The following is a 26,330-nucleotide window of genomic DNA, read 5'->3' as shown; positions in this document are numbered from 1 at the left end:
ACCGGCCCTCTTTGTTTTATGTCCCGTCTGACCAACGAAACCCCAAGACCGGCGGAGACAACCGCGCGGCCGGAAACATCGAAAAAGGAACTGAACGCCACATGGCTCAAAACGCATCGATGGAGGAATTCGAAGCCCTCCTGAACGAAAGCTTCGAAATGGACACGCCCGAAGAGGGTTCTGTTGTCAAAGGCAAGGTCATCGCGATTGAAGCGGGGCAAGCCATCATCGACGTCGGCTACAAGATGGAAGGCCGTGTCGAACTGAAAGAATTCGCAAATCCCGGCGAAGCGCCCGACATCTCGGTCGGTGACGAGGTCGAGGTCTTCCTGCGCGCGGCCGAGAACGCCCGCGGCGAAGCCGTGATCAGCCGTGAAATGGCCCGCCGCGAAGAAGCCTGGGACCGCCTGGAGAAAGCCTATGCCGACGACGCCCGCGTCGAAGGCGCGATCTTCGGCCGCGTCAAGGGCGGCTTTACCGTCGATCTGGGCGGTGCCGTGGCCTTCCTGCCCGGCTCTCAGGTCGATGTGCGCCCCGTGCGCGACGCCGGCCCGCTGATGGGCCTGAAACAGCCCTTCCAGATCCTGAAAATGGACCGTCGCCGCGGCAACATCGTTGTCTCGCGCCGTGCCATCCTGGAAGAGAGCCGCGCCGAGCAGCGCGCCGAGGTGATCGGCAAGCTGGCCGAGGGCGACACCGTGGACGGCGTGGTGAAGAACATCACCGAATACGGCGCCTTCGTGGACCTGGGCGGTGTCGATGGCCTTCTGCACGTGACCGACATGGCCTGGCGCCGCGTCAACCACCCGAGCGAGATCCTGTCGATCGGCGAAACCGTCAAGGTGCAGGTCATCAAGATCAACAAGGAAACCCACCGCATCAGCCTGGGCATGAAGCAGCTGCAGGAAGATCCGTGGGATCTGGTCGGCGCGAAATACCCGCTGGGTTCGGTCCACAAGGGCCGCGTGACCAACATTACCGATTACGGTGCATTTGTTGAGCTTGAGCCGGGTGTCGAAGGCCTGGTGCACGTTTCGGAAATGTCCTGGACCAAGAAGAACGTCCACCCGGGCAAGATCGTCTCCACCTCGCAAGAGGTCGACGTGATGGTTCTGGAAATCGACCCCGCGAAGCGCCGTGTTTCGCTGGGCCTGAAACAGACCATGCGCAACCCGTGGGAAGTGTTCGCCGAAACCCACCCCGAGGGCACCGAGGTCGAGGGCGAGGTCAAGAACATCACCGAGTTCGGTCTGTTCATCGGCCTCGATGGCGACATCGACGGCATGGTTCACCTCAGCGACCTGAGCTGGGACGAGCGTGGCGAAGACGCGATCCAGAGCTACAAGAAGGGCGACGTCGTGCAGGCTGTCGTCTCGGAAGTGGACGTGGAAAAAGAGCGTATTTCGCTGTCGATCAAGGCACTGGGCGGCGACAAGTTCGCCGAGGCCGTTGGCGGCGTGAAGCGCGGCAGCATCATCACCGTGGAAGTGACCGCGATCGAGGATGGTGGCATCGAGGTGGAATACGAAGGCATGAAATCCTTCATCCGCCGCAGCGACCTGTCGCGCGATCGTGCCGAGCAGCGCCCCGAGCGGTTCTCGGTCGGTGACAAGGTCGACGTGCGCGTGACCAATGTCGACAGCAAGACCCGCCGTCTGGGTCTGTCGATCAAGGCCCGCGAGATCGCCGAAGAGAAAGAGGCCGTGGAACAGTACGGCTCCTCGGACTCGGGTGCGAGCCTCGGCGACATTCTCGGCGCCGCTCTGAAGAGCGACAACGAGTGATCGGCTGATCGCATCTGACAAACTGGCGAAGGCCCCGTGCAAGGCACGGGGCCTTTTGCATTTCCCGGGCTCGCAGGCGTCGCGGATTTTCGCTCCGAATCAATGGCTTCGCCGCGCTGCGGCGGATCGCGCCCGACCGGCCGTTTTTTTGCCGGGCGAGCAAGAAAACGGGCGCAAATTGCGCATTTGCGTCTTTTCGGGGCTGAATCTGCCGGATTTCCCCACGGCTTTGATGTTCCTTGCGCCGGTTTTTCTTTCTATAGTCATCTCAAAGACCTGACCAAACAAACAAGCCACCCGGGGGGGACTGATCCGATGATCCGATCGGAACTGATACAGAAGATCGCCGACGAAAATCCGCACCTCTACCAGCGTGATGTCGAGCGGATCGTGAACACGATTTTCGAGGAAATCACCGAGGCCATGGCCAATGGCAACCGCGTTGAACTGCGCGGGTTCGGTGCGTTCTCGGTGAAGAAACGCGACGCGCGCGTCGGGCGCAACCCGCGCACCGGCGAGGCGGTGCAGGTGGAAGAAAAGCATGTGCCGTTCTTCAAAACCGGGAAATTGCTGCGCGATCGCCTGAACGGGAAGTCGTAAATGCGCTACCTCCGCTATGCCTTTCTTGCCGCGCTGGCCGTGGTTCTGATCTCCGTGGCGATGGCCAATCGCGGCGCGGTCGAGTTGCGGATGCTGCCCGAGGAACTGGGCACGCTCTTTGGCATCAACCGCTCGGTCGAACTGCCGCTTTTCATCGTGATCTTCGCCGCGATCGTGGCGGGGTTGCTGATCGGTTTCGTCTGGGAATGGCTGCGCGAGCACAAGCACCGCGCCCAGGCCGTGCGCAAGGACGGCGAGGTGCGCGAACTGAAGCGCGAGGTGCAGCGCCTGAAAGGCACACAGAAGGGCACCGAGAAGGACGAGGTCCTGGCGCTTCTGGACGAGGCGAGCTGAGCGCCGCTTCCGATCGTGGGACTGGCACAGGGGGTGGCATTGCCGCCCCCTTTCGCATATCTGCTGGCCCATGAACGTGAAGGTGAAGATCTGCGGGCTGACCCGCCCCGAGGACGTGGACGCGGTGGCCGCGGCGGGTGCGGCCTATGCCGGGTTCGTGTTCTTTGCCAAGAGCCCCCGCAACGTCAGCCACGAGGCCGCCCGCGCGCTGGCGCTGCGCGCGCCGATGGGGCTGGCCAAGGTGGCACTGACCGTGGATGCGACCGATGCCGAGCTGGATGCGATCACCGCGCGCGTGCCACTCGACATGCTTCAGCTGCATGGGCATGAAACCCCTGAGCGCGTGGTCGAGGTGAAGGCGCGCTATGGCCTGCCGGTGATGAAGGCTGTCGGCGTGGCCGAAGCAGACGACCTGCCCGCGCTGGAGACCTATGCCAAGGTGGCCGACCGGATCCTGGTGGACGCGAAGCCGCCCAAGGGGGCAGACCGGCCCGGCGGCAACGCGCTGGCCTTCGACTGGAACCTGATCGCCGGGCGGCGCTGGCCGGTGCCGTGGATGCTGGCCGGGGGGCTGACGCCCGGGAACGTGGCCCAGGCCGTGCGCCTGACCGGTGCGCGGCAGGTGGACGTATCTTCGGGCGTGGAACGCGCGCCGGGTGAGAAAGACGCCGACCTGATTCATGCGTTCATCAAAGCGGCGACATGTGGGTGAGGTTCCGCGCGGCCACGCGGGACGATGTGCCCGCCGTCGTGGGGCTGTTGGCCGACGACATGCTGGGCGCGGGCCGCGAGAACGAGGATCTGGCGCCCTACCTGGCCGCGTTCGATGCGATGCAGGCCGAGGGAAACAACACGGTGATCGTCGGCGAGGACGACAGCGGCACGGTGGTCGCCACCTATCAGCTGACCTTCATTTCGGGCCTGTCGCTCGCGGCGGCGCGCCGGGCGCAGGTCGAATCGGTGCGGGTGGCCGCGGAGCTGCGCGGGCAGGGGGCGGGCCGGTTGATGTTCGCCGATGTCGAGGCGCGGGCACGCGCGGCGGGTTGCCGCCTGATCCAGCTGACGATGAACGCCGTGCGGACCGATAGCCGGCGATTCTACGAGGGGCTGGGCTTTGAGGCGAGCCATGTCGGCTTCAAGCGCTATCTCGATTAAGCCTGCGTTAACCATATCGCGACAGGATCGCGGCATGTCTTACCTGCCTGCCGCCATCATTCCCGAACCCTGGTTGCGCGACGTGTTCGAGTCGCGCGATGCGCGGCGTGGTGGGGTAATCCGGCGCCAGGTGTGGGACGTGGAAAGGATCGTTGGCCGGGACGTGTTCCTGGCCGAGGTCGAGCGGCGCGGCTGGCAGGCCCTTGAGAACGGCGCGCATTTCATCGTCTGCTGCAATGCCCAGCCGATCCGACGCGTCCGCGGTGGGACAGCGCCGGCGCGCGCCGGCGCCTGACGCGGGCGCGCGCCCGCGTTCGCCCAGCCCAAGAGTCGCGACTATTGCCCCCACCCGGCGATGCGATTACACCTCGTCCAGAAATTCTGGAGGGTGCCACTATGGCCGACGATCTTTTCAACAGCTTCATGAACGGCCCCGACGAGCGCGGGCGGTTCGGGGATTTCGGCGGGCGGTTCGTGTCCGAGACGCTGATGCCGCTGATCCTCGACCTGGAGGCCGAGTATGACAAGGCCAAGGACGATCCCGAGTTCTGGGCCGAGATGGACGATCTGTGGAAGCACTATGTCGGCCGGCCCAGTCCGCTCTATTTCGCCGAGCGCCTGACCGATCACCTGGGCGGCGCCAAGATCTATCTCAAGCGCGACGAGCTGAACCACACCGGCGCGCATAAGATCAACAACGTGCTGGGCCAGATCCTGCTGGCCCGCCGCATGGGCAAGAAACGCATCATCGCCGAGACCGGCGCCGGGCAGCATGGCGTGGCCACTGCGACGGTCTGCGCCAAGTTCGGCCTCAAATGCGTGGTCTACATGGGCAAGCACGATGTCGAGCGCCAGGCGCCCAACGTGTTTCGCATGCGCCTACTGGGGGCCGAGGTGATCCCGGTGACCTCGGGTCGCGGCACGCTCAAGGACGCGATGAACGACGCGCTGCGCGACTGGGTGACCAATGTGCGCGACACGTTCTACTGCATCGGCACCGTGGCCGGGCCGCACCCTTACCCGGCAATGGTGCGCGACTTCCAGTCGATCATCGGCCAGGAAGTGCGCTGGCAGCTGGCCGAGCAGGAAGGCGAAGGCCGCCTGCCCGACACGGTGATCGCCGCGATCGGCGGCGGGTCGAACGCGATGGGCCTTTTCTTTCCGTTCCTCGATGATCCGTCGGTGAACATCATCGGCGTCGAAGCCGGCGGCAAGGGCGTGGACGAGAAGATGCAGCATTGCGCGTCGCTTACCGGGGGGCGGCCGGGCGTGCTGCACGGCAACCGCACCTACCTTCTGCAGGACGACGACGGCCAGATCCTCGAAGGCTTCTCGATCTCGGCGGGACTGGATTACCCGGGCATCGGTCCAGAACATTCCTGGCTGCACGAGACGGGGCGCGCGCAATACGTGTCGATCACCGACAAGGAAGCGCTGGAAGCGTTCCAGCTGAGCTGCTCGACCGAGGGAATCATCCCCGCGCTGGAGCCTAGCCACGCGCTGGCGCATGTGATGAAGATCGCCCCGAACCTGCCGCGCGACCATATCATCGTGATGAACATGTGCGGCCGCGGCGACAAGGACATCTTCACGGTGGCCAAGCACCTGGGCTTTGACATGTCCGATACCGAAGGCCGCGAGATGGACTAGAGCGCTGTCCGGGCCTTCTGACCCGGACATGCGTAAACCACCGTTATACGTGGTTGAACCCGGGTCATAGTAAGACCGCTTAAACCTTGGCTGAATGGCCTTTGCGGGCGGTATTCGCTTTCCTGCCTGTCACGCGGTGCGAATGGCACCGGGAGGAGACAGCAGGAAAGGACTTCGATCATGAAGCGGATTCTTCTGACGAGCGGGCTTATTGCCCTTGGTGTGGCAACGCAGGGCGATGCCCATGAAAGCGAAAGCGGAATACAGACTGCGGCCGGCGGCATGGCCGCATTGACGGCCAAGTTCGGACTGGGCCTGCAAAACGCGCAGATGGTGCAGTCGCGGACAGAGGCCCGAACGATGATGATGGCGGCGGCGGTCGTGGAAGACGAGAGTTCGGTTGAAACGACCGACGATGAAGAGACTGTCGCAACCCGCGCCCGCGATCGCATCCGTGAGCGAATCCGTGAGCGCACGCGCGAACGCACCCGCACGCGCAGCCGCGATGGCCAGGCACATGGTCATGCCGCGGGCGAGCGCGGCGGACATGGAAGTGGCGGGCATGGTGGTGGCCACGGCGCCGGCCACGGTGGCGGTGGCCAGGGTGGTCATGGCGCGGGCCACGGCCAGGATTGACGTGCCGGGGTTGATCTTTCGCCCCGGAATGCCACAGTGGCACTGAACCGGCCCCGCCGCCTGTCGGCGGGGCCTCAACCGGGCGGGAACATGAGCAAACCGTTTCGATACCTTCTGGCCCCGGCCGCGCTGATCCTGGCGCTGGCGCAGCCCGCGTTGGCGGGTAGCCTGACCGATGCCGTGGCCGCGCAACTGCGCGCTCAGGGCTTTGCCAGTATAACGATCTCGCAAACATGGCTTGGCCGCACCCGGATCGTGGCGCTGGCCGGATCCGTGCGCCGGGAAATCATTCTCAACCCCCGAACCGGCGAGATCCTGCGCGATTACGCGGTGGACGAGAACGATGAACGCAAGCCCATTATCCTGGGCGTCGATGGCGGCGTGGCCCCAGCGGGCAGTGACGCGGATGCCGGCGATGATGCGGGCGGCGTCAGCGGTGATGATGGCAGCAGTGACGGGAATGGCCCCGGTCCGGGCCCGGGAGCGGGCCAGGGCAACGGCAGTGGCACAGGTGGAGGAAACGGCAGCGGCAATGGCAGCGGGAACTGACGTCATTCAGGCCCCGGTGCGGAGACGCGCGCGATGAAGGGGCCGAATATCTGGATGATTGCCGGCATCGTGATCGTGCAGGGGCTCTGCGCGGTCTTTTTCGTGTCCGACATCATGCTGAACGTCATTGGCGCCCGCGCCCAGCCGATCAGCTGGCAGACCCGCGAAATGCTGGAGATTGGCGCCGCGCTGGGCCTCGTGCTCGGGATGGTGCTGGGCTGGATCGCCTATCGCCGCACCTGGGCGCGCTCGCGCCAGGCCGAGCAGAAGCTGCGCGCGGCCTCGGGTGCGTTTCTTGAACTTCTGGAAGAGCATTTCGAAAGCTGGGGCCTGACCCCGGCCGAGCGCGACGTGGCGCTCTTTGCCGTCAAGGGCCTCTCCACCGCCGAGATCGCGGGCCTGCGCAACACGTCGGAAGGCACGGTGAAGGCGCAGACCAACGCCATCTACCGCAAGGCCGGGGTGTCGGGGCGGCCGCAGCTGCTGAGCCTCTTCATCGAGGATCTGATGGACGAGGCCCTGTTGCCCGACACCGGGGATGGAGCCGCCGCCGCGACGAGCAAGGCAGCGAGCTAGCCGGCGCTGCCGCGTTTCGGTGCGGCGTGGGCTTCGAGCACATCCATCGGCACGATCTCAAGCGCGCGGGCATGGGTGGCGGCCAGCTGCACATGCGGCGCGCAGCCCTCATCGGCAGCCTGCAGGAAGCGCGCGGCACAAACGCACCACTGATCGCCCGGCTTCAGCCCGGGAAAATCCCATTCCGGTCGTGGCGTGACCAGGTCGTTGCCCACGTATTTCTCATAGGCCAGGAACTCGGCCGTCATGATGCAGCACACGGTATGGCTGCCCATGTCGGCCTCGCATGTATTGCAGTGCCCGTCGCGGAAATATCCCGTGACCGGATCGGTCGAGCAGGGCGCCAGCGGCCCGCCAAGCACGTTGATCGGGCGGTCTGGTTCGGCTCTCATCTCAGCGCCTCCGTGATCTTGCGGAACATCTCGATATTGCTTTCATGCGCGCCCGGTTCGCGAAAACCGCGATCGGCGCCGTTGGTGGTGATCACCACGCCATCGGGGCGGCTGAAATAGATATACTGACCATAGATGCCGCGGGCATAGAATTCGCCCTCGCGCGCGTCGGGCGGCATCCACCATTGATAGCCGTATTGCCGTTCCCCGGATTTCGTGGGGGCCGAGGGCACGGTCGAGGCGGCCAGCCAGTCGCCCGGCACCACCTGCCGGCCCTGCCAGCGGCCATCCTGCATCACCATCTGGCCAAAGCGGGCATAATCGCGCGTGGTCAGGTTCAGCCCGCCCAGCACGAAGGCGGTCTGATAGCCGTCGGCGACGTAATAGGGATCGGCCTCGAACCCCATGTGATCGAACAGTTTCTCCTGCATCAGGTCTGGGATCGACCGGCCGGTGGCGCCGCGGATCACCATGCCGATCACGTGGGTGTCGATCGAGACGTATTGCCAGCGTTCGCCGGGCGCGGCCTCGGTTTCCTGCAAGGCTTCGGTAAAGCCGTCCATTGACTGGCCCAGTGCCAGAACGCGGCCCATTCGGTTGATATCGCTCCAGAAATCCAGGTAATCCTCGTCAAATGTGATGCCGCTGGCCATTTGCAGGACATTGCGGATCGTCGCGCGTTCATAGGCGCCGCCGCGCAGGCCGGGTACGTATTTCACCACCTTATCGTCGAGCGAGGCAATGGCGCCCTCTTGCTGCACGATGCCGAAAAGCGCCGCGAGAAACGACTTGGCCACCGACCAGGATATGCGCCTGTCGTCCGGCCCGGTGCCCATGTGATAGCTTTCATGGCGCAGCTTGCCATCCTTCATCACGATCAGGGAGGTGACCGCGCGGTCTTCGAGCCAGCGCTCGAACCCATCAGGCATCTGCATCGGCGCACCCTGGGGCAGGGGGGCGGTGGGGCCCGCGCCACGGCGCATGGGCAGGGTGTGGAAAAGGCCGCCCATGTTCGAGAAATTGGCCACGATCCGGTCCTCGGCAAACAGCGAGTTGACCGCCATCAGGCGGGTGATCTCCTCGCGCTTCCAGACGGCCAGGGCCGCCGCGACAAGGATCACCAGCAAAAGAAAACGCCCCAGAAGCCAGCCGAATGTGCGCATCTCATCCCCCAAGAAGTTGCGGCGCAGTCAAGCATGCCAGGGGTGGCATTGGCAACTAGAGCCCGCGCCAGCGCATCCAGCGACCGTGAAAATCGACCCGGCCCAAATCATGGCGGGTGTTGCCGGGCCAGAGCCGAAGGGCAAGCGCCGCGCCGATATCGTCACCGTCGTTTTCCATCGACAGCCAGGCCAGCGGCGCATCCTCCGTGGCGCGCGCGCCCGCGGCCTCGATCAGCGCGGTGCCACGGGCCTGTGCGTCGGAGGGGAAATACTGCCACGCCACGGTGTGATAGATCAGGTGCAGCGCGCCGGGATGGGGCTGTTGCAGGCGGTCTTCCAGCCAGTCGATGGCATCGGCCCGGTCGACAGCCGCACTCTGCGCCGCGATGGCGGCGCGCGTGCGCGTCAGGCGCTCGGGCTGGTCTGGCCAGAGATAGGCAAGAAGGCGCAGCGCGTCTTCGGGCGCGTGCGGGTCGAGCGGGTTGAGATCGACGCCGCGCCGCCCGGACACCGTGACCTGCGCCGTGGGCGGCAGGGGCCCGTCCCAATCCGGGGCAAGCGTCAGCACCGGATCGGGCGGGCCAAAGGACTGCCCGCCAATGTCGAGCGCGTAGCGATCCCACATCAGGTTCAGCCCGCCACTGGCACCCAGTTCCGACAGGATCATCGGCCGACCGCCCCGCGCCGCCAGCGCATGGCCCGCGGCGATCAGCGCGATCGCTCGGCGTACTTCGTTCGTCTGGGGCGGGCTGTCGACCCACCTGTCCAGGAATGCGGCATGGGCGTGCATCGCGCGCTCGACCTCGCGCCAGAGCTTGGCATTCCCGGCGCTCTCGGGCGGGTAGACGGCGGCCAGTTCCGCATCGCGCCTGGACAGAACCAGCGCGTGCAACCCGCCGGCCAGGCGCAGGGGCAGCGACGCCCCGGCCGGGCCGATATCGCCGTCCCAGGCGGCAAAACGCGGGGCCAGCGGCAGGCCGTCATGCCATTGCTCTGCCAGCAGGTCGAGAAGTTGCGCCATGAAAGGCGAGCCCAGCCCCGCGCAGGCCCGAGCCTGCCGCCGGAAGGCGCCCTGCAGGCTCATCGGAACTTGTCCACCAGCTTCTGCAGGGGCGAGCGGGGGTCCTCCTGCGGCGCGGGCTGTTCGGCCGGTTTCTCTGCCGGCGTCGCCTTGCCCCGCGATTTTTCCCCGCCTGAGGAGCGCGGCGGGTTCACCCGCAGCGCCACGGCATTCATGAAGCGGCCGTTGTCGCCCGCGGCCAGGTTGGCCGCGCCGTCCGACACACCACGCAGAACGTCATCGAGCCATGCCTCTTCGGCCTTGGCGAAATCATGCAGGACATAGCCCGCCACCCGGTCTTTGTGACCGGGATGGCCGATGCCCAAACGCACGCGGGCGTAATCGGGGCCGATATGCGAATGGATCGAGCGCAGCCCGTTGTGGCCCGCGTGCCCGCCGCCCTCTTTGACGCGTACCTTACCCGGCGCGAGGTCGAGCTCGTCATGGAACACCACGACGTCACCCGGTTCCAGCTTGAAGAAGCGCATCGCCTCGCCCACCGACTGGCCCGAGAGGTTCATGAAGGTCTGGGGTTTGAGCAGCAGCACCTTTTCCTGGCCCAGGCGGCCTTCGCTGGCCAGGGCCTGGAACCTGGCTTTCCACGGGCCGAAGCCGTGATCCTCGGCGATCCGGTCGACGGCCATGAAGCCGATATTGTGCCTGTTCCTGGCGTATTTGGCGCCGGGGTTTCCAAGGCCCACGAAAATCTGCATGTCACGCTCCCTTTGCGGCCCGTGCCGGTGGTCTACGCGCAGCAGCGCCCGGAATCAATTGCGGGGCGCGGGCGGCGGGCAGGGGGCAAAGAAAAACGCGGCGCCCGGGGGCGCCGCGTTTGGCGATCATGAATTGTGGCGCGGGCCTTATTCTTCGGCTTCCGCCTCGGATTCGGCCACGGTTTCCACCGCGTCTGCGGCAACCTCTTCGCCTTCGGCCTCTTCTTCCGAGCGCAGGCTCGACGGGGCCGAGATGTTGGCAATCACGAAGTCGCGGTCCACGGTGGGCTTGGCGCCCGACGGCAGGGTCACGTCCGAGATGTGAACGATGTCGCCCACTTCGAGACCGGCCAGATCGACGACGATCTGCTCGGGGATGTCACCCGCGACCACGTTCAGTTCCACCTCGGGGCGGACAATGGTCAGAACGCCGCCCTTCTTGATGCCGGGGGCCTCGTCTTCGTTGATGAACTCGACATGGATGAAGAGGTTGATGCGCGAGGTGCGCTTCAGCCGCAGCAGGTCGATATGGGTGGGCAGATCCTTGACCACGTCGCGCTGCACGTTCCGGCAGATGACACGCACGTCATCCTGGCCGTCGACCTTCAGGTTGAAGAGCGTCGACAGGAAACGGCCGTCTTTCAGCTTCTTGAACAGCACGTTGAAGGGGATGTTGATGGGAAGCGGATCGGCTTCGCCACCGTATACGATACCGGGCACCATGCCATCGCGGCGTGCCTGACGAGCGGCGCCCTTGCCTGTCCCCGTCCGTGCCTCGGCGTTAAGATCTGGGATCTGTCCAGCCATTTTGTATTACTCCTGATATGAGGCGGGCATCCTCCAAGGCTGTATGCCCGCGTGAAGCGTGGCGCATAGCCGGATTCCGGTAGGTTGGCAAGGGGCAAGATGCACCCCCGGCGCGGGCGTCACTCCTCGAGCAGTTGCTGCAGGTGTCCGCCGGCCTGCATCACCTTGTCATGCAGCCGGAAATCCAACGCGCGCGCCGCGCGGAACCGGGCCTCGGCCTCGGGTGACAGTGCCGCATCGGTCCTCGGGGACACGTTGTATTCTTTCAGTTTCAGCGCCCGACCGAACCGTTCTTCCAGAAAGGCCCGCAGCGCATCCTGCGCCTCGTAGGCGAAAAGGTGGTGAACCGGCACGGTTTGCGAGGTCTTGAGCGTGAGAAAAGCGCCCTGCGAGCCGACATTGGCGAAAGGCGGCGGATCGTCCTGGGTCGTGGCGTCGACGAATTCGTCGAAACTGATGCCCCGGGTGGAGTATTTCGACCCCTTGAGCGCCTCGCGCTGGCGATAGCGATACCAGCTGCGGATCTGGTCAAGCGGATCGCGGATCACTGCCAGGCGTTCCGGCGTCAGCCCATAGGCGCTCTCCAGAAAGGGCGCGATCCTGCGGTGGAAAAACGCGGCATTGGCGTGTTTGCGCCGGCCTGAAAAGGAAATGTCGGCCCGGCGTTTGAGCGCCATTTCATAGGCGGTGGACCCCGTTTTCGGCACCGCCAGAAGGGCCAGGTTCTCCTTGAAGAAGATCTGCATGCGCCCGCCTTATTGCCAGCGGCCTTCGAACCCTTCGGGCACCAGCATGATGTCGCGGTTGATCTGGTCGATGGTCTTGATCCCGCACAGCGCCATCGAGATATCCATCTCGCGCTGGATCACTTCAAGCGCGCGGGTCACGCCCTCTTCGCCCATGGCGCCAAGGCCATAGATGAAGGCGCGGCCGATCATCGTGCCCTTGGCGCCCAGCGCCAGCGCCTTCATCACGTCCTGGCCTGAACGGATGCCGCTGTCGAGATGGACCTCGACCTGATCGCCCACCGCGTCCATGATGCCGGGCAGGGCGCGGATCGAGCTCAGCGCACCGTCAAGCTGCCGGCCGCCGTGGTTCGACACCACGATCGCGTCGGCGCCGACCTTGAGCGCCATCTTGGCATCTTCCGGGTCGAGAATGCCTTTCAGGATCACCTTGCCGCCCCATTGCTCTTTGAGCTTGGCAACCTTGTCCCAGTCCAGCGTCGGATCGAACTGCTCGGCCGTCCAGGCGCCCAGGTCGGCCAGGTCGGAAATGCCCTGCACATGGCCCACGATATTTCCGAAATGCCGCCGCTTGGCGCCGGCCATGCCGATATCCCAGCGCCATTTCGTGGCCAGGTCCCAGAGCAGCCGGGGCGAGATCTTGGGCGGGGCCGACAGGCCGTTCTTCAGGTCCTTGTGGCGCTGGCCCAGGATCTGCAAGTCCAGCGTGATCACCAGCGCCGAACAATTCGCGGCCTTCGCGCGCTCGATCAGGCGCGAGGTGAAATCGGTGTCGCGCATCGTGTAAAGCTGGAACCAGAAGGGCTTGGTGGTCGCTTCGGCCACATCCTCGATCGAGTTGATCGACATGGTCGACAGGGTGAACGGCACGCCGAATTTTTCGGCGGCGCGCGCGGCCTTGATCTCGCCATCGGCGCATTGCATCCCTGTCGATCCGACAGGCGCCAGTGCCACCGGCATCGCCACGTCCTGTCCGATCATTTTGCTGGCCGTCGAGCGGCCGGTCATGTCGACGGCGACACGCTGGCGGAAATAGAGCTTGTCGAAATCGCTGCTGTTCTCGCGAAAGGTCTGCTCGGTCCAGCTGCCGCTTTCGCAGTAGTCATAGAACATCTTGGGCACGCGGCGGCGGTAGATGCGTTTGAGGTCCTCGATCTCGGTAATGACGGGCATGGCGGCACTCTTTCGATATGTGGTTAGGTTTCGTTACCAATCGCCCCGGCGTGACGCAACGACGGAATGCGCGCCCACTTGAGCGGCGCGGCACCCCGGCGCTAACGTGGCACCGATCAGAAGGGGACGGCCATGTATTTCGACGATCTGCCCGTGGGCTTCGTGCACGAAACGCCAGCGGTGACGCTGAGCGAAGAGGAAATCATTGAATTCGCGAAGAAATACGACCCTCAGCCGTTTCACACCGATCCTCAGGCGGCGGCCGAGTCGATCTATGGCGGGATCATCGCCAGCGGCTTCCAGACGCTGATCGTGGCCTTCGACCTGATCCTCAACTCGAATGTCTGGCGCGATGCCTCGATGGGCTCTCCGGGGTTGGACGAGGTGCGCTGGAAGCTGCCCGTGCGACCCGGTGACGCGATCCGCGTGCGCATGACGGTGACGAAATCCGAACCGTCGAAATCGCGGCCCGACCGGGGACGGACCACGATATTCTATGAAATCCTCAACCAGAAGGACGAGGTTGTCTCGACCTATTACGCGATCCAGCTGCTGAAACGGCAGGCCTGACGGCTCAGCGCCGCCAGATCACCGGGAACCAGTCCTCGCGCAGTTTCTGGCCTTCGACCATCCCGTGATCGGGGAAGGGCGGCGAGGTGCGGCCCGGACGCTCGACATAGCGCGCGTCGTCGCCCACCAGCCGCAGCGAGAACGCCCGCCGCCGCGTGGCCGAGGTGTTGCCGCGCGCGCCATGCAGGATGTCATAGTTGAAGGCCACCGCATCGCCCGGCTCCATCTCCCATTCGGCGATCGGCACGCCTTCGGCCTCGGGGTCGGGGACGGGCATGTAATCCTCGATATTTGGGAAATAGGCCTCTTCCTTGACCCAGCGCATCGGCAGTACAGGCTTCTCCCATTGGTGAGAGCCCGGCACCATCCGTAGCGTCGCCTCCTTTACCGCGTCGAGCGGCGACCAGAAACTGATCGTCTGCTGGCCTTTGACGAAATAGTATGGCCCATCGGTGTGCCAGGGCGTGGCCAGCGAGGTGCCCGGCTCCTTGACCAGCACGTGATCGTGGAAGAGCTGGACCGTCTCCGAGCCCATCAGTTCGGCCGCGACTTCGGCGGCGGGGCTTGTCCGGATCACCTCTTCGAACTCGGGGATGCGCTGCCAATTGCAATAGTCGTCGAAAAACCGGCCCGTCTCGCCCTGCTTTTCGTTCTCTGAGGCATAGGGCCCCGGTTCGGCCATGTTCCGGGCCACGCCGGCGCGCAGCGCCTCGACATGGTCGGCAAAAAGCCCGCGGATCACGGTGACGCCGTCGCGCTGGTATTCCTCGATCTGGGTCTCGCTCAGAAGTGCGTGCATCTTGCCCTCCATTGTTTTGCCGGAGACTGCCGGGGCCGCTCGGAATTGTCCATATCGCAGCGGCCGCAGAGAACCTTCGCCCGCCCGCCGAGCGATCCCTGCTGGCCCTGCAGGCCGAATTTTCACGCTAAGCACCTCGAGAGTGAATAAAATAATAAAATTAACATTTTACCGATTGAAGATGATGTTTCACATCAGGATTTTGCAGGTGCCAGGCAGCCGACCTTTCCCTGTCGCGCATCACGCCGATCTGGCCGGGTTTCGGCATGTTTCCACAGCCTGTGGATGGAATTGGGATCAAGGCGGCAGAAAGGGCTTTTGATTCGGTTCCAATGCACCGAAGTTATCCACAGCGAGAGTCGATTTGCTTGCGATTTTCGAACATATGTATTTTCCATCCACAAAACGGGTGTTCCCCTTGTGGATATCCCGATATGACAGTGTATCCCTCGCTCGACCGCCCGCCGTCTGCGCCCTGTTTATCGCGTTCTGCGCCGCAAATCGGGCAATGGTCGTGGTTGATTGCCGGGGCCAGGACTTCACCCAAGGTGACGCGGGAGAAAGAGCCGGGATAAACTCAACGATAACAACCGGCTGCCACGCTGAATTGATCATGTGCAGACGGTCGCAAGGCGTGCTAGCGTGATCCGGACTTCGATTTCATGTCCAGGGCACAACTTGGTCACGCGCAAAACAGAAAACCCGATGGACGAACTTCTGCGCGCGCGGCTGCGAATCGCGGAAGGCGCCGATCTTCGGCTGAAAGCACTGCGGCTGTTCATGAGCACGGTCGACATGTTCAACCGCACCGTGACCGGGCAATCCTTCTTTGCCTTGCGCGAAACCGAGCAGGTCCTGACCGAGCTCGACGGTCGCACCGGGGCCGCGCTGGTCAGGGCGCTGCTGGCCATGAATGGCGGCACCCGGATCACCGCGCATGGCCTCTCGAATATCCCGTCGCGCGGGGGCGTGGTCATCGGCTCCACCCACCCGACGGGCACCTTCGATTTCATCGCGCATGCCGGTGTACTTCTGGATCACCGACCCGACCTGAAAGTCGTCGCAAACCGCGAGGCCGAGCGGTTCCTCGGGCCGGATTGCATCATCGCCGTCGATCTGGACCGAAACGATACCGTTCTCTCCGCCCGCCAGACCCGCGCCGGAATGAAGGCGCATTTGCAGGCCGGCGGCGCGCTTCTGGTTTTCGGCTCGGGGCGTGTGCCCGGCATGGCCGGTGGCGTCCTGGTCGAGCCGCCCTGGCGCTCGGGCATCACGCGGATGTCGGCCGCCTGTGACGCGCCGATCGTGCCGGCCTCGGCCAACATGCGCAACTCGCACCACTATTACCGAACCCGGAAACTGGCCCGGATCCTCAGTGGCGGGAACGAGGATTTCGGGCGCACGGTGGCCTCGTTGCGATATGTCTCGGAACTTCTGGCCAAGCTGGGGGGCAGCTATGATGTGCATTACGGCCCGGTCCAGCCGGCCGGCACCTCGCCTGAACGCCTGCAGCATCTGGCCGAAGGGCTGATCCCGGGTCTCTACCGGCCGAGCTAGCTTGCCGGTCGCGCCAGATGTCGCGAAGCGCGGTTGGCGCGCAGGGATCGTTCATGAGCCGACCATCCAGCCGCCGGGGCCGTGACGACGGGTGGCAGGAACCGGGCTTGCCGCCTGGTTTTCGATTGGTGCGTTTCTTTGCGGGAAGAAGTGGCAGCCCGTAGGTCCGCCATGAAATATTCCGACGTGTTTCGGTCGCGTCTCAACTTATCTTTAAATCTAGGTGTAATCACACCTTTAATCGTTTATTGAACTCCATCATATTCCGATGAAGTCCACGTTTTTTTGGGGGATAGAATGGGGGATGCAATAACGCGCGTCAACGTCAGGAGACCAGAACGGGCTTTGTCGGCGCGATTCGTTGAGACAGTGACGAAACCCGGCAAATACTTCGATGGCCAAGGTCTCTTTCTGCGCGTGGCGAAGAACGGGTCTAAACAATGGGTGCAGCGCATTACCATTCGCGGTAAACGCTGCGAACTCGGGCTCGGTAGCCCGCCTGCTGTGCCTTTGGCCGACGCACGTAAGCTAGCGCTGGAGAACCGGGGCAAGGCGATGATTGGCGGCGACCCCTTGGCCGAGAGGCGCGCCATGAAGAAGCGGCCACTTACCTTTGCGGAATGCGTTGCGGCCTATGCGAAGGCAAAGTTGATTGAATTTCGAAGCGAGAAGCATCGCAGGCAATGGCTTTCGTCCCTGGAGCGACTGGCGTTGCCCGTATTGGGTAATAAGCTGGTGCAGGACATAAGCACACAGGACGTCCTTTGGATGCTCGAACCACACTGGAGAGAACGTACTGCGACCGCCAAGAAGCTTCGAGGGCAGGTGGAAGCAGTGCTTACGTGGGCAACCGTTTCCGGCCATCGTAAAGGTGACAACCCGGCGGCTTGGCGTGGAAACCTCAAGGAACTGCTACCGTCGCCCGGGAGCATAACAAAGGTGCAGCACCATCCATCCCTTGCTCTTGGCGATGTTGTGGGCTGGTGGTCAGCTCTTGCCCTGCGCGACGGCACGGCTGCGAGAGCGTTACAGTTTCTAGCACTGACCGCGACGCGCTCTGGCGAGGTTAGGGGAATGACGTGGGATGAACTTGATTTAGAGAACGGGCTTTGGACTATTCCCGCGACACGAATGAAAAACGGGAGGGAACACCGCGTGCCCCTGACGCTTGAAGCATTGGCGATACTGGAAGATCTGCCCAGGATGAAAGGCAGACCTTATGTGTTTTTCGCCTCACGTGGCGGCATGCTTTCAGACATGAGCATTTCTGCCGTCATGCGGCGGATGCAGGATGCTGAGGTTATGGAAGGTCGTCCGGGTTATCTTGATCCGCGCATTAAGCGGCCTGCCGTCCCTCACGGGCTACGCTCAACTTTCCGGCAATGGACGGCGGAACGCGGCTACCCCCACGACATGGCCGAAATTGCGCTCGCGCATTGGCAAGGCTCCGAGGTGGAACGCGCCTATCAGCGCTCTGACATGCTCGACCGACGACGCGAGATGATGGCCGCTTGGGCAACGTTCCTTCATGGAAAGGCGTCAAGTGTTGAAAATGTGGTGAGCTTCGGGGTGTCATATTGAAAAGGGTAACGAACGCGATTGATCGGGCCAAAGGTTTCTGGTCTCTCGAAGAAGGTGAGCAGCCAATACCACGCGACAAAGTTCACCTCCGAGAATTGGTCATCGCCCTGAACGATCTCGCCGAACCAAAAGTGGATGACCTCGATCAAGAACACTCCTTGGTAATATTTGAGGATGTTCTCTCCGCATTGATTGAACAACAAATCATAGCAGAAACACTCGAAGATAAAGCGATTATTCCTAAGTCTATTTGGATGGCGGAAAGGGCAGTCCGTTTGGATGCATTCCATTCGAAGTTTTGGGCAGGTGAAATCAATTTCCTGCGACATGACAAACCGTTCGCCGGCAAGACGCCAGTGGTTCCGAGACATAAAGCTGAGGCTTGGATCACCGCTTATGTTAATTCGCGGCGATCATCTGGAAGGCCGCGTATTCTGAATGTCGAACAGGTTTACCGCACTTTATATCCGGATGGACACGAAGCTGTAGGCGACTCATGGAAAATGGTAGCGCGGCAAGTCTCAGAAAAGCTTGGGGGGGATGTGTCTGTCGATACAATTCGGCGCCGCTTAGGTCGCCGCAAATAAAGCAAAACCCCTGTGCAAAACTCAAAATCCATTTTGCCGTTTTTGCGTAGGTTCCAGCACTGCAACTAATGGGCTTTATCGGTTCCACGCCAATCCGGCGTATTAGCTTGGAGAGAACCGAAAATGGCAGAAACCCTACTTCGCCGCCCCGCAGTAGAGGCCCGCACCGGGCTTTCTCGCTCAACACTTTACGATTGGATGAAGCGCGGGGAATTTCCCCAGCCCGTGAAGCTTGGCACACGTCTTGTTGCATGGCGTGAAAGCGACATCGACGCCTGGCTCGAGAGCTGTGAAAAGCGGGTGCGCTTGTGATGACCGTCTGTTTCGAAAATACCCACGAGAAACCGCGACAACTGCAACACGAGACTTCAGATGACTACGCAGCGGTCATCGCCCACCCCTGCCCTTGTCACCGCGTAATTGTCTGTAAGGATGAGATCCAGTGGATCCTTCAACGGCGGAAGAAAGGTGGCGCCGAGCGTCCCTGGCGGGGCGTCGGCTACTTCCGGACCCGGACGGCGCTACTGCGCCTCTGCGCCAGCTTATGTGAGTGCATCGACCCCGTTGCGTGGGCCGCACTCGCAACTCTTCCAGAAAAGTTTGGAGGTTCATCATGAGCCAGAGATGGAAACGCCCCGGCGATGCGCGGCAACGCACCACCGGGGCAAGCAAGGACAGTCAAATGGGTACGACGTTCCTTCCTGAAACATATGCGACTTGTCGTAATCTGCAAACCCGCTACTTGCAGCGGCGCCACGGTCTAGATGAACGCACTGCGCGCATGATTGCAGGCCTCTGCTTCGGGGAGGGCGGGTGATGCGTATGTCGATCAACTCCGAGCGTCATGACTGCGCGTTGTCCTCGATTGGCTACGCCCTGACTCTGCAGGACCAGCCAGAGGCGTGGTGCGGCCTGGAGACTGTGCTCAAGGCGCGTCTGACGACCTACGAACGGGCCTGCCTGCTGACGTCAGTCGCTTCGGCGAACGAGACCGATCTCCTCATCGAGGTTCTCGAAACCATCGTCCCGGCCAGGTTGGCCGGGGCTCCGCCGCCCATCTGTTCGACGATCGAAGAGGAAGCCCGCTGGTGGGCGGACGTAGCCACGCTGCCCGAGCTTCAGATCTATCTCGCCGCCTGCTTCAACAGACTCCCCGCTACAGAGCAACTGGCCTTCCTAGATGCGGCAAAGCGGAGGAGTGCGGCATGACGTGGGACAAGAAACTTAAGGTGACGGCCGTAGACGGAGCGGATACCCCATCGCTGCCGGAAACGTTCTCGGCCCTGGATCTGCAGACAACGGACTTCCCGCCGGTCTCCTGGATCGTGCGGGACCTCATTCCGGAGGGCCTGACCTTGCTTGCCGGTAAACCCAAGCTCGGCAAGTCTTGGATGGCCTTGCAGATAGGCTATTCGGTGGCCACTGGCGACGAAGTTCTTGGGCGGCAGGCGACACAGGGCTCTGTTCTTTATGCCGCTCTGGAGGACAACCAAAGACGCCTGAAATCACGGCTGGAGAAAACCACTACTGAAAGCGAACGCTGGCCCGAGCTGCTCGAGTTCGCCACGGAGTGGCCGCGTCTCGATGTTTCGGGACTCGACGCGCTGGAGGGCTGGCTCGGGCAGCACCCGGATGCCAGGTTGATCATCATCGACACTCTGGCCACGGTAAGACCAAGCGGCAATTCGCGCGATTCACTTCATCAGTCCGATTACCAGGCTCTTCGTGGCCTGCATGCGCTGGCGAATACACGGGGTATTGCGATTGTCGTCATTCATCACGTTCGCAAGGCAGATGCCGATGATCGTTTCGACACCGTCTCAGGCTCGACAGGGCTCACTGGTGCCGCGGATGCTACCCTCGTCTTGTCCAATTCAACGGATGGCAAGGTGCTTTATGGTCGGGGACGTGATCTCGTCGAGTTCGAAAGCGCCGTGGCATTCGATCAGGCGACCTGCCGCTGGTCAGACCTCGGACGGCCTAGCGATGTCTATGGAAGCGATACCCGCAAGGCGATCCGCGAGGCCCTGAAGGTGGGAATAAGCAGTCCCAAGGATATCGCCGACCATGCAGGTCTGGACTACGACCTCTGCGCCAAGACGTTGCAGCGCATGGCCGAGGGTGGCGAAGTGCAAAAAGGTGGCAGGGGTAACTACCGTCTGACGCCAGATCCGGTGTCCTGAACGACTGTCCAATCTGTCCATTTGTCCAGAACGCGAGTTGCGAAATGGACATTTGGACAGTTTGGACACCGGGACCCAGACGCGCCTACAAAACCTGATCGCAGTAGATGACTTGGCTAGAAAATGACGTCGGCCGCGTCCAGATCGGACTCTAGCACGTTCAGCAGGAGGATCGACTTGCCGCCGCCGGTGTCGATCAGCACATCCGCGCCGACCTGGCTCGCCGCCAGCCCGAAGGCCGCGATGTCCGAGATCGAGCTCAGACCCGAGAAATCCAGCTTCTCGTTGTCGTTCGTCGCCTCGAAATCCAGCACGATGTCGACGCCGTGACCATCTGCGAAAACGAACACGTCATCGCCCTGGTTGCCCTGGATCGTGTCGTTGTCGTCGCCACCGATCAGCACGTCGTTGCCCCTGCCACCGACCAAGATGTCGTTGCTGGTGCCACCATCGAGCGTGTCATTGCCGGTGCCGCCGCGCATGTTGTCGAGGCCCCGGCGCCCGATCATGGTGTCGTCGCCATCGCCCGCTTCCATCCGGTCGCGGCCCTTGCCGCCATCGAGCTCGTCATTGCCGTCGCCGCCGGTCATCGTGTCGCGGCCCTTGCGGCCCCGCAGGATGTCGTTGCCGAGGCCGCCGTCCAGGGAATTGTTGCTCAGGTCGGTCATCAGCAGGTCGTCGAAATCGGTGCCGATCACGCCCTCGACATCGACCACCCGCCCCGGGTCGAGCTCGGTAAAGAGATCGCCCGCGGCGGCACGGCCGTTGCCCGCCACGTCGTTCAGGAAGTCGACGCGCGCCCGCTGCGTTGCGCCGGCATAGCTGATGATGTCGAACCCATCGCCGCCGGTCAGCTGGTCAGCCCCGGTGTCCCCCATCAGCGTATCGTCACCGGCGCCACCGTCGATCGTGTCATCGCCGGCTCCGCCCTGCAGGTAGTTGCCGATGCCATCGCCGGTCAGTTCCACGTGGAAATTGCCGATAAAGACGACATTCTCGACGTTCACGACGGTGTCGAGCGGCACCACGATGTCGGTCGCCCCGACCTGGCCGGTCGCCAGGTTGATGAACGGCAGGAACGAGAACGACGTCGCCCCGGTCAGATCCACCTCGAGCGTGTCATTGCCCGCCCCGCCATCAATGGATTCCTGGCCGTTGCCCAGCCGCAGCAGGTCGTCTCCATCGCCGCCGAACAGGCTGTCCGCGCCAACGCCGCCGAACAGCGTGTCATCGCCCGCGCCGCCATCGATCGTGTCGTCACCCGCGCCGCCTTGCAGGTAGTTAGCGCCACCATCCCCGGTCAACTCCACATGGAAGTTTCCTATGAACACGACATTTTCAACATTCTCGATCGTATCAAGCGGCACAATAAGATCTGTCGCGCCGGCCTGACCTGTCGCCAGGTTGACAAACGGAAGGAAGGAGAAGTCTGTCGTTGCCCCGGTCAGATCCACCTCGAGCGTATCATTGTCCGCCCCGCCATCAATGGATTCCTGGCCGTTGCCCAGCCGCAGCAGGTCGTCTCCATCGCCGCCGAACAGGCTGTCCGCGCCAACGCCTCCAGAAAGTGTATCGTTTCCATCTCCGCCGACTAGGTTGTCGTTTCCTGATAGCCCGGAAATCGAGTCGTTTCCGGCGAGCCCATCAATGGTATCGTCGCCCGTGGTCCCCTCGAGGCTGTCATCACCAATTGTGCCAGTCTGAAGTGGAAGCATGAAGATTGCCGTCGAATTTCCACTTGGCGACACAACAAAGGTCGCAGCCGTAAAGTCACCTGACAGTCTGATCGTTGCATCCGGCGTTTCGTCTCCGTCCACGTCAATATCCAAAATCGCAGAGCCCATAGTGACAGTTAAGGCATTTTGCGAGAAACTCTCACCTTCAATATTTAGAATGTCACCGGTACCAAAATTGTATATCGTGTCGCCATCCAGTGCTGCCAGAGTCCCGGTCACAGTGCTGTCGAGCTGGAGCAAATAAAGTGTTTCCGGCTCTTCAGTCGGAGTGACCTGTTCTGGCGTGCTGGGCAATGGAGTCACAGGTGGCGGCGGTGCAAACTGCGAATCCAGAATGATCTCGTCTATGTTGAAGTTGTTTTGAAAATCCTGCGTTGGTGTTTGGTTTGGAAGGAAGTCGCTGTATTCTCTCTCTATGCTCGAATTCATGCTGTCATAGAGATCGAACAGGTACTCGCCGATAGCTTCCCCCAAATCCTGACTGGCTTGCGCATAGGCTGCCCCGATTGAATCGGCAGCTTCCAGAGTGTCTTGACGCAACCGAGCCTGTATCTCGTCCATCCGTGTATTGGCTTCGTCCCTGATAGACTGCGGCAAATGACTAAGGACATTTTCATCGACCCAGTCGCGTGTCTGTCCAGCGACATGGTCAAACGCTTCGCGAGCGCCAACCACGAAGGCCCGCCTGATGGCGCTCTCCAAATCATCTTGCGTTGCCCATTCGGCTCCAAGTTCGGCAACTGTCTCTGCAAGGCTCAGCCATTGAAAGAACCTTTGAAAACCCTCTGAACCAAATTCCGGCGGCACAACACCACCAATCGCTTCAAACGCACCGTTCAAGGCCATCGCCATGTGACCAAGAAATCCTGCTGCTGCAATATCCGCCTGGGTAAACGTTTCTGCACCGTTCTGAAAACGTACTGTATCCATGAAATGGAGCACGTCGGTTCCGCCACTCTCGTGAGTTACGGTGATCTGAAAGCCGGGACCGGAAGCCGGAGCTTGCCAACGAATGGCGAACAGACTTTTGGCTGCACTGCCATAATCGACAATATTGTTGCCCAGAAGATCAGAGGAGTCTGTTTCGGTGGTTCCGCTGTAGATGTGATTGTTTCCGTGATCCGAGTCGCTACCGCGCTCGATGGTGAAAAGATCCCCGCCGGCACCGCCGAACATGGTGTCGTTTCCTTCACCGCCTACCAGCTCGTCTGCACCAGCCCCTCCATGGATCACGTCATGGTCTTCGTCTCCGTAGAGGTCATCGCTGCCGGCACCACCGTACAAGTGGTCGTTTCCGCTTCCACCTTGGAAGTGGTCCTCGCCCTGTCCACCTAGCATGATGTCATCGTTTTCGTCGCCGTTGGCATAGACTCTGGACTCGCCAAAAGTAACGATCAGGTCGTTTCCCAGACCACCGGAAGCAAAGGACGTCCCATCTCCGGCAACAATCAAATCATCTCCATTTTCCCCGTAAACCAGACCGCCGGGCCCCATGCCTTCCGCGCTGTAATCGCTGGCGCCGTAGGCGATCAGTACGTCGCCATACGGAGTGCCATTCACGCCTTCTACATTCACGATGGTGTCCGTTGTCCCCGCGGATTCGTATATTGAACTCGCATCATAGATCGTGCGTTCGCCGATTAATGCACTAATGGTAGCAGGGATGAGAAGGACGGCATCGCCGTAGTTCGTTTGACTGAAAACGAAGTTTAAGTCGAAAGAGTCGACCGAAAGGTTCGCTCTGACACCGGCTCCTTCGTTATACGTATTGAACCAGTCGAAGTCGTCCTGCCCGTCCAAATAGTCGACGCCATGTCCCCCCCACAGTGCATCGCCGCCAGCACCTCCGAAGATTGAATCATCATCTTCATCACCGTTGAAAACATCATTTCCCTCTCGGCCAATCATGAGGTCACTTCCCTGACCGCCAGCCATGAACAACGTACCGGCACTCGAAATCATCACGTCGTCACCACCTTGGCCGTAGGCAAGTCCGCCTGGAGTGCCCCAGTCCGGATGAGTCTCCCCGTTGCCATTACTCGCGACGATGAGATCGTCATAGTTTGACCCTTGAACACCTTCGATGCTTTCGAGTTCGTCTGGTGTTTCGTCGGACAACTGGAAACTGTCGATGGACGATCCGGCCGCGAGACTTGAAACGACACTGAGCTGAGGGAAGAGGACGTTGAAATCGGCACCGTCCGGTGCTGAAATCTGCCCGAGAATGCTGGCAAGGTTCAAAGAAGTGCTGGAAACGTTGATCAAAATGCCGACGTCGTCGGGAAGCACCCAGCTCAATCCGTCTGGGATTCCACTATTGTTCCAGTCCCACCAAAACAATTGCTCGCTTCTGTGCCCAAAGGCTTCGTAGAAGTCAAAACCCGATCCGCCTGAAACACTGTCTGAGCCATATCCGGTGGAGATGATGTCATTGCCGCCCCCTGCGAGGATCGTGTCATCGCCTCGAACATAATGTTCGGGGAAACCAGGATGACTATTAGTAGCTCTTAACGAAGAAAACTCTTGTTCGGAAAAAATACGATTGTCGTATTCATTTCCAACAAAAGTGTCCCCAGTGGAGAAGTCATGAAGCGGCCAAGCGGTATCTACATATATGTCGGTTGCTTGGAAAGTTCCTGGAACATCCCTAAGAACCTCGAACCAAGAATCTTGATATATGACCGTATAGTTTGCATCCAATTCTATGGAAATTGCGTTTTGAAAAGTTATTCCAGAGAAATAGTAATAGTAGAATACTCCGAATTCAGGGTGTGACTCCCCGACATACCACGTGACATCAAAGGTAAAGTCTCCTGACGTGTATGAACTCGGGCCCGGTGAATATCCATAACTGAGAACCTGACTGTCTATCAAACCTAAGAGCTCAGCTTCACTCACAGAGGGAAGCCACATGTCAGTGGTGTTGGCGCCGGCCAGATAAGTGATTGTCGCCATAACCCTCCCCCCGAAAAGTCTTTGGAACAATATTAGGGCAAAACGCTAAGAACGTATTTGGGGCCTGTCAATCGTGTCGTGTTACGGAGGCAGGCGCTCTAGAACTAGGACATTTCACTAGCCGATCATTCAGGTCCGGATTACGCCCCATGCGCCAAGACGTTGCAGCGCATGGCCGAAGTCGGCGAAGTGCGAAAGACTGCTTACGGTCGCTATGCCATCGAGTTGGACGTTCCGGATTGAGCACCCCTTGTCCAACTTGTCCAACTGTCCAGGCTCGGGACCAAGTTGGACACTCGGACAGGTTGGACACCGTGGCCCTACCAGACGCGCTGACAACACCCGATCGCAGTTGACGGCTCGGCTAGAAAATGAAGTCGGCCGCGTCCAGTTGGCCCAAATCGACGTTCTCCAGCAGGATCGACTTGCCACCACCGGTGTCGATCAGCACATCCGCGCCGACCTGGCTCGCCGCCAGCCCGAAGGCCACGATGTCCGAGATCGAACTCAGACCCGAGAAATCCAGCTTCTCGTTGTCGTTCGTCGCCTCGAAATCCAGCACGATATCGACGCCGTGACCGTCGGCAAATACGAACACGTCGTCGCCCTGGTTGCCCTGGATCGTGTCGTTGTCCTGGGCGCCGATCAGCACGTCATTGCCTCTGCCGCCAACCAGGATGTCGTCGCTGGTGCCACCGTCGAGCGTGTCGTTGCCGGTGCCGCCGCGCATGTTGTCGAGGCCGCGGCGTCCGATCAACAGGTCGTCGCCATCGCCCGCTTCCATCCGGTCGCGGCCCTTGCCGCCATCGAGCTCGTCATTGCCGTCGCCGCCGGTCATCGTGTCGCGGCCCTTGCGCCCGCGCAGCACGTCGTCGCCCAGCCCGCCGTCCAGCGAATTGTCGCTCAGGTCGGTCATCAGCAGGTCGTCGAAATCGGTGCCGATCACGCCCTCGACGTCAACAACCTTGCCCACAACGATATCGGTGAAGAGGTCGCCCGCTGCG

General features: G+C 61.7%; 27 protein-coding genes. 17 read left to right on the top strand and 10 right to left on the bottom strand.

The genetic code is table 11. The features are described 5' to 3' along the window. The first annotated feature begins 101 nt into the window (after positions 1-101). The 10 genes from rpsA (at position 102) to E0501_RS18485 (ending at position 7,304) form a co-directional block, all read left to right on the top strand. Entirely contained in the window at positions 102-1,784 is a 1,683-nt protein-coding gene (gene rpsA, locus E0501_RS18535; RefSeq protein ID WP_137702906.1) for a 30S ribosomal protein S1, read from the top strand. Positions 1,785-2,099: 315 nt separating this feature from the next. Then, positions 2,100-2,384, top strand: coding sequence for an integration host factor subunit beta (gene ihfB / locus E0501_RS18530; RefSeq protein ID WP_137703065.1), 285 nt, complete (start codon positions 2,100-2,102; stop codon positions 2,382-2,384). Further along, positions 2,385-2,738: a lipopolysaccharide assembly protein LapA domain-containing protein gene (locus E0501_RS18525; protein WP_137702905.1), complete on the top strand. Its 354-nt coding sequence runs from the start codon at positions 2,385-2,387 to the stop codon at positions 2,736-2,738. Positions 2,739-2,808: 70 nt separating this feature from the next. Next, on the top strand, positions 2,809-3,450 hold the full coding sequence (locus tag E0501_RS18520) for a phosphoribosylanthranilate isomerase (protein WP_137702904.1): 642 nt from the start codon (positions 2,809-2,811) through the stop codon (positions 3,448-3,450). Continuing rightward, a complete protein-coding gene (locus tag E0501_RS18515) occupies positions 3,441-3,893 on the top strand; it encodes a GNAT family N-acetyltransferase (protein WP_137702903.1) in 453 nt (150 codons plus the stop codon). The genes E0501_RS18520 and E0501_RS18515 overlap by 10 nt, the downstream gene beginning before the upstream one ends. Positions 3,894-3,927: 34 nt before the next feature. Next, complete coding sequence (locus tag E0501_RS18510) at positions 3,928-4,188, top strand: N-(5'-phosphoribosyl)anthranilate isomerase (protein ID WP_137702902.1); 261 nt, start codon at positions 3,928-3,930, stop codon at positions 4,186-4,188. A gap of 101 nt (positions 4,189-4,289) precedes the next feature. Continuing rightward, positions 4,290-5,543, top strand: coding sequence for a tryptophan synthase subunit beta (gene trpB, locus E0501_RS18505; protein WP_137702901.1), 1,254 nt, complete (start codon positions 4,290-4,292; stop codon positions 5,541-5,543). 180 nt (positions 5,544-5,723) lie between these two features. Beyond that, entirely contained in the window at positions 5,724-6,179 is a 456-nt protein-coding gene (locus E0501_RS21200; RefSeq protein ID WP_161594660.1) for a hypothetical protein, read from the top strand. A 90-nt stretch (positions 6,180-6,269) separates the two neighbouring features. Next, positions 6,270-6,728 (top strand): hypothetical protein, encoded by a 459-nt coding sequence (locus tag E0501_RS18490; RefSeq protein ID WP_137702899.1) that lies wholly within the window; start codon positions 6,270-6,272, stop codon positions 6,726-6,728. A 33-nt stretch (positions 6,729-6,761) separates the two neighbouring features. After that, complete coding sequence (locus E0501_RS18485) at positions 6,762-7,304, top strand: helix-turn-helix transcriptional regulator (RefSeq protein ID WP_137702898.1); 543 nt, start codon at positions 6,762-6,764, stop codon at positions 7,302-7,304. On the opposite strand, the gene E0501_RS18480 is transcribed toward E0501_RS18485, so the two are convergent. The 7 genes from E0501_RS18480 to E0501_RS18450 form a co-directional block, all read right to left on the bottom strand. After that, positions 7,301-7,696: a DUF2237 family protein gene (locus E0501_RS18480; protein ID WP_137702897.1), complete on the bottom strand. Its 396-nt coding sequence runs from the start codon at positions 7,694-7,696 to the stop codon at positions 7,301-7,303. The two genes, E0501_RS18485 and E0501_RS18480, sit on opposite strands and share 4 nt — an antisense overlap. Continuing rightward, positions 7,693-8,859, bottom strand: a complete 1,167-nt coding sequence (locus E0501_RS18475) for a serine hydrolase domain-containing protein (RefSeq protein WP_137702896.1) — start codon at positions 8,857-8,859, stop codon at positions 7,693-7,695. The genes E0501_RS18480 and E0501_RS18475 overlap by 4 nt, the downstream gene beginning before the upstream one ends. A 55-nt stretch (positions 8,860-8,914) precedes the next feature. Beyond that, entirely contained in the window at positions 8,915-9,943 is a 1,029-nt protein-coding gene (locus tag E0501_RS18470; protein WP_137702895.1) for a DUF2332 domain-containing protein, read from the bottom strand. Further along, on the bottom strand, positions 9,940-10,632 hold the full coding sequence (gene pth / locus E0501_RS18465; protein ID WP_137702894.1) for an aminoacyl-tRNA hydrolase: 693 nt from the start codon (positions 10,630-10,632) through the stop codon (positions 9,940-9,942). Before pth ends, E0501_RS18470 begins: the two co-directional genes overlap by 4 nt. Before the next feature lie 147 nt (positions 10,633-10,779). Continuing rightward, positions 10,780-11,439 (bottom strand): 50S ribosomal protein L25/general stress protein Ctc, encoded by a 660-nt coding sequence (locus E0501_RS18460; RefSeq protein WP_137702893.1) that lies wholly within the window; start codon positions 11,437-11,439, stop codon positions 10,780-10,782. Between the two features lie 119 nt (positions 11,440-11,558). Beyond that, positions 11,559-12,185, bottom strand: a complete 627-nt coding sequence (locus E0501_RS18455) for a sulfotransferase family 2 domain-containing protein (protein ID WP_137702892.1) — start codon at positions 12,183-12,185, stop codon at positions 11,559-11,561. 9 nt (positions 12,186-12,194) lie between these two features. Next, complete coding sequence (locus E0501_RS18450; protein WP_137702891.1) at positions 12,195-13,358, bottom strand: alpha-hydroxy acid oxidase; 1,164 nt, start codon at positions 13,356-13,358, stop codon at positions 12,195-12,197. Between the two features lie 132 nt (positions 13,359-13,490). On the opposite strand from E0501_RS18450, the gene E0501_RS18445 reads away from it, so the two are divergent. After that, on the top strand, positions 13,491-13,928 hold the full coding sequence (locus tag E0501_RS18445) for a MaoC family dehydratase (protein ID WP_137702890.1): 438 nt from the start codon (positions 13,491-13,493) through the stop codon (positions 13,926-13,928). Positions 13,929-13,932: 4 nt separating this feature from the next. Here the strand turns inward: E0501_RS18445 and E0501_RS18440 are convergent, their stop codons facing one another. Further along, complete coding sequence (locus E0501_RS18440; protein ID WP_137702889.1) at positions 13,933-14,727, bottom strand: phytanoyl-CoA dioxygenase family protein; 795 nt, start codon at positions 14,725-14,727, stop codon at positions 13,933-13,935. A gap of 705 nt (positions 14,728-15,432) precedes the next feature. On the opposite strand from E0501_RS18440, the gene E0501_RS18435 reads away from it, so the two are divergent. The 6 genes from E0501_RS18435 (at position 15,433) to E0501_RS18410 (ending at position 20,635) form a co-directional block, all read left to right on the top strand. Further along, entirely contained in the window at positions 15,433-16,284 is an 852-nt protein-coding gene (locus E0501_RS18435) for a lysophospholipid acyltransferase family protein (RefSeq protein ID WP_137702888.1), read from the top strand. A 297-nt stretch (positions 16,285-16,581) separates the two neighbouring features. Further along, the gene (locus E0501_RS18430) at positions 16,582-17,865 is read left to right on the top strand and encodes a tyrosine-type recombinase/integrase (RefSeq protein ID WP_137702887.1); all 1,284 of its coding nucleotides are present in this window, start codon (positions 16,582-16,584) and stop codon (positions 17,863-17,865) included. Then, a complete protein-coding gene (locus E0501_RS18425; protein WP_137702886.1) occupies positions 17,862-18,452 on the top strand; it encodes a hypothetical protein in 591 nt (196 codons plus the stop codon). The genes E0501_RS18430 and E0501_RS18425 overlap by 4 nt, the downstream gene beginning before the upstream one ends. Before the next feature lie 123 nt (positions 18,453-18,575). Further along, positions 18,576-18,764 carry a helix-turn-helix transcriptional regulator gene (locus tag E0501_RS18420; RefSeq protein WP_137702885.1) on the top strand — a complete coding sequence of 63 codons (189 nt, stop codon included), beginning with the start codon at positions 18,576-18,578 and terminating at the stop codon, positions 18,762-18,764. Between the two features lie 504 nt (positions 18,765-19,268). Further along, on the top strand, positions 19,269-19,661 hold the full coding sequence (locus tag E0501_RS21610) for a hypothetical protein (protein ID WP_235857908.1): 393 nt from the start codon (positions 19,269-19,271) through the stop codon (positions 19,659-19,661). Beyond that, on the top strand, positions 19,658-20,635 hold the full coding sequence (locus E0501_RS18410; protein ID WP_137702884.1) for an AAA family ATPase: 978 nt from the start codon (positions 19,658-19,660) through the stop codon (positions 20,633-20,635). Before E0501_RS21610 ends, E0501_RS18410 begins: the two co-directional genes overlap by 4 nt. A 116-nt stretch (positions 20,636-20,751) precedes the next feature. Here E0501_RS18410 and E0501_RS18405 read toward each other — a convergent pair whose 3' ends face one another. Both E0501_RS18405 and E0501_RS18400 read right to left on the bottom strand, forming a co-directional pair. Continuing rightward, positions 20,752-25,326, bottom strand: a complete 4,575-nt coding sequence (locus E0501_RS18405) for a calcium-binding protein (RefSeq protein ID WP_137702883.1) — start codon at positions 25,324-25,326, stop codon at positions 20,752-20,754. A 364-nt stretch (positions 25,327-25,690) separates the two neighbouring features. Beyond that, positions 25,691-26,330 (bottom strand): calcium-binding protein (locus tag E0501_RS18400; protein WP_137702882.1); only part of this gene is annotated, 640 nt, incomplete at its 5' end.

It is taken from the genome of Marimonas lutisalis (assembly GCF_005434965.1).
In the GTDB taxonomy this organism is placed as follows: Bacteria; Pseudomonadota; Alphaproteobacteria; order Rhodobacterales; family Rhodobacteraceae; genus Marimonas_A; species Marimonas_A lutisalis.
The sequence above is the reverse complement of the archived record's forward strand: the minus strand, read 5'-3'. Positions and strand labels throughout refer to the sequence as shown.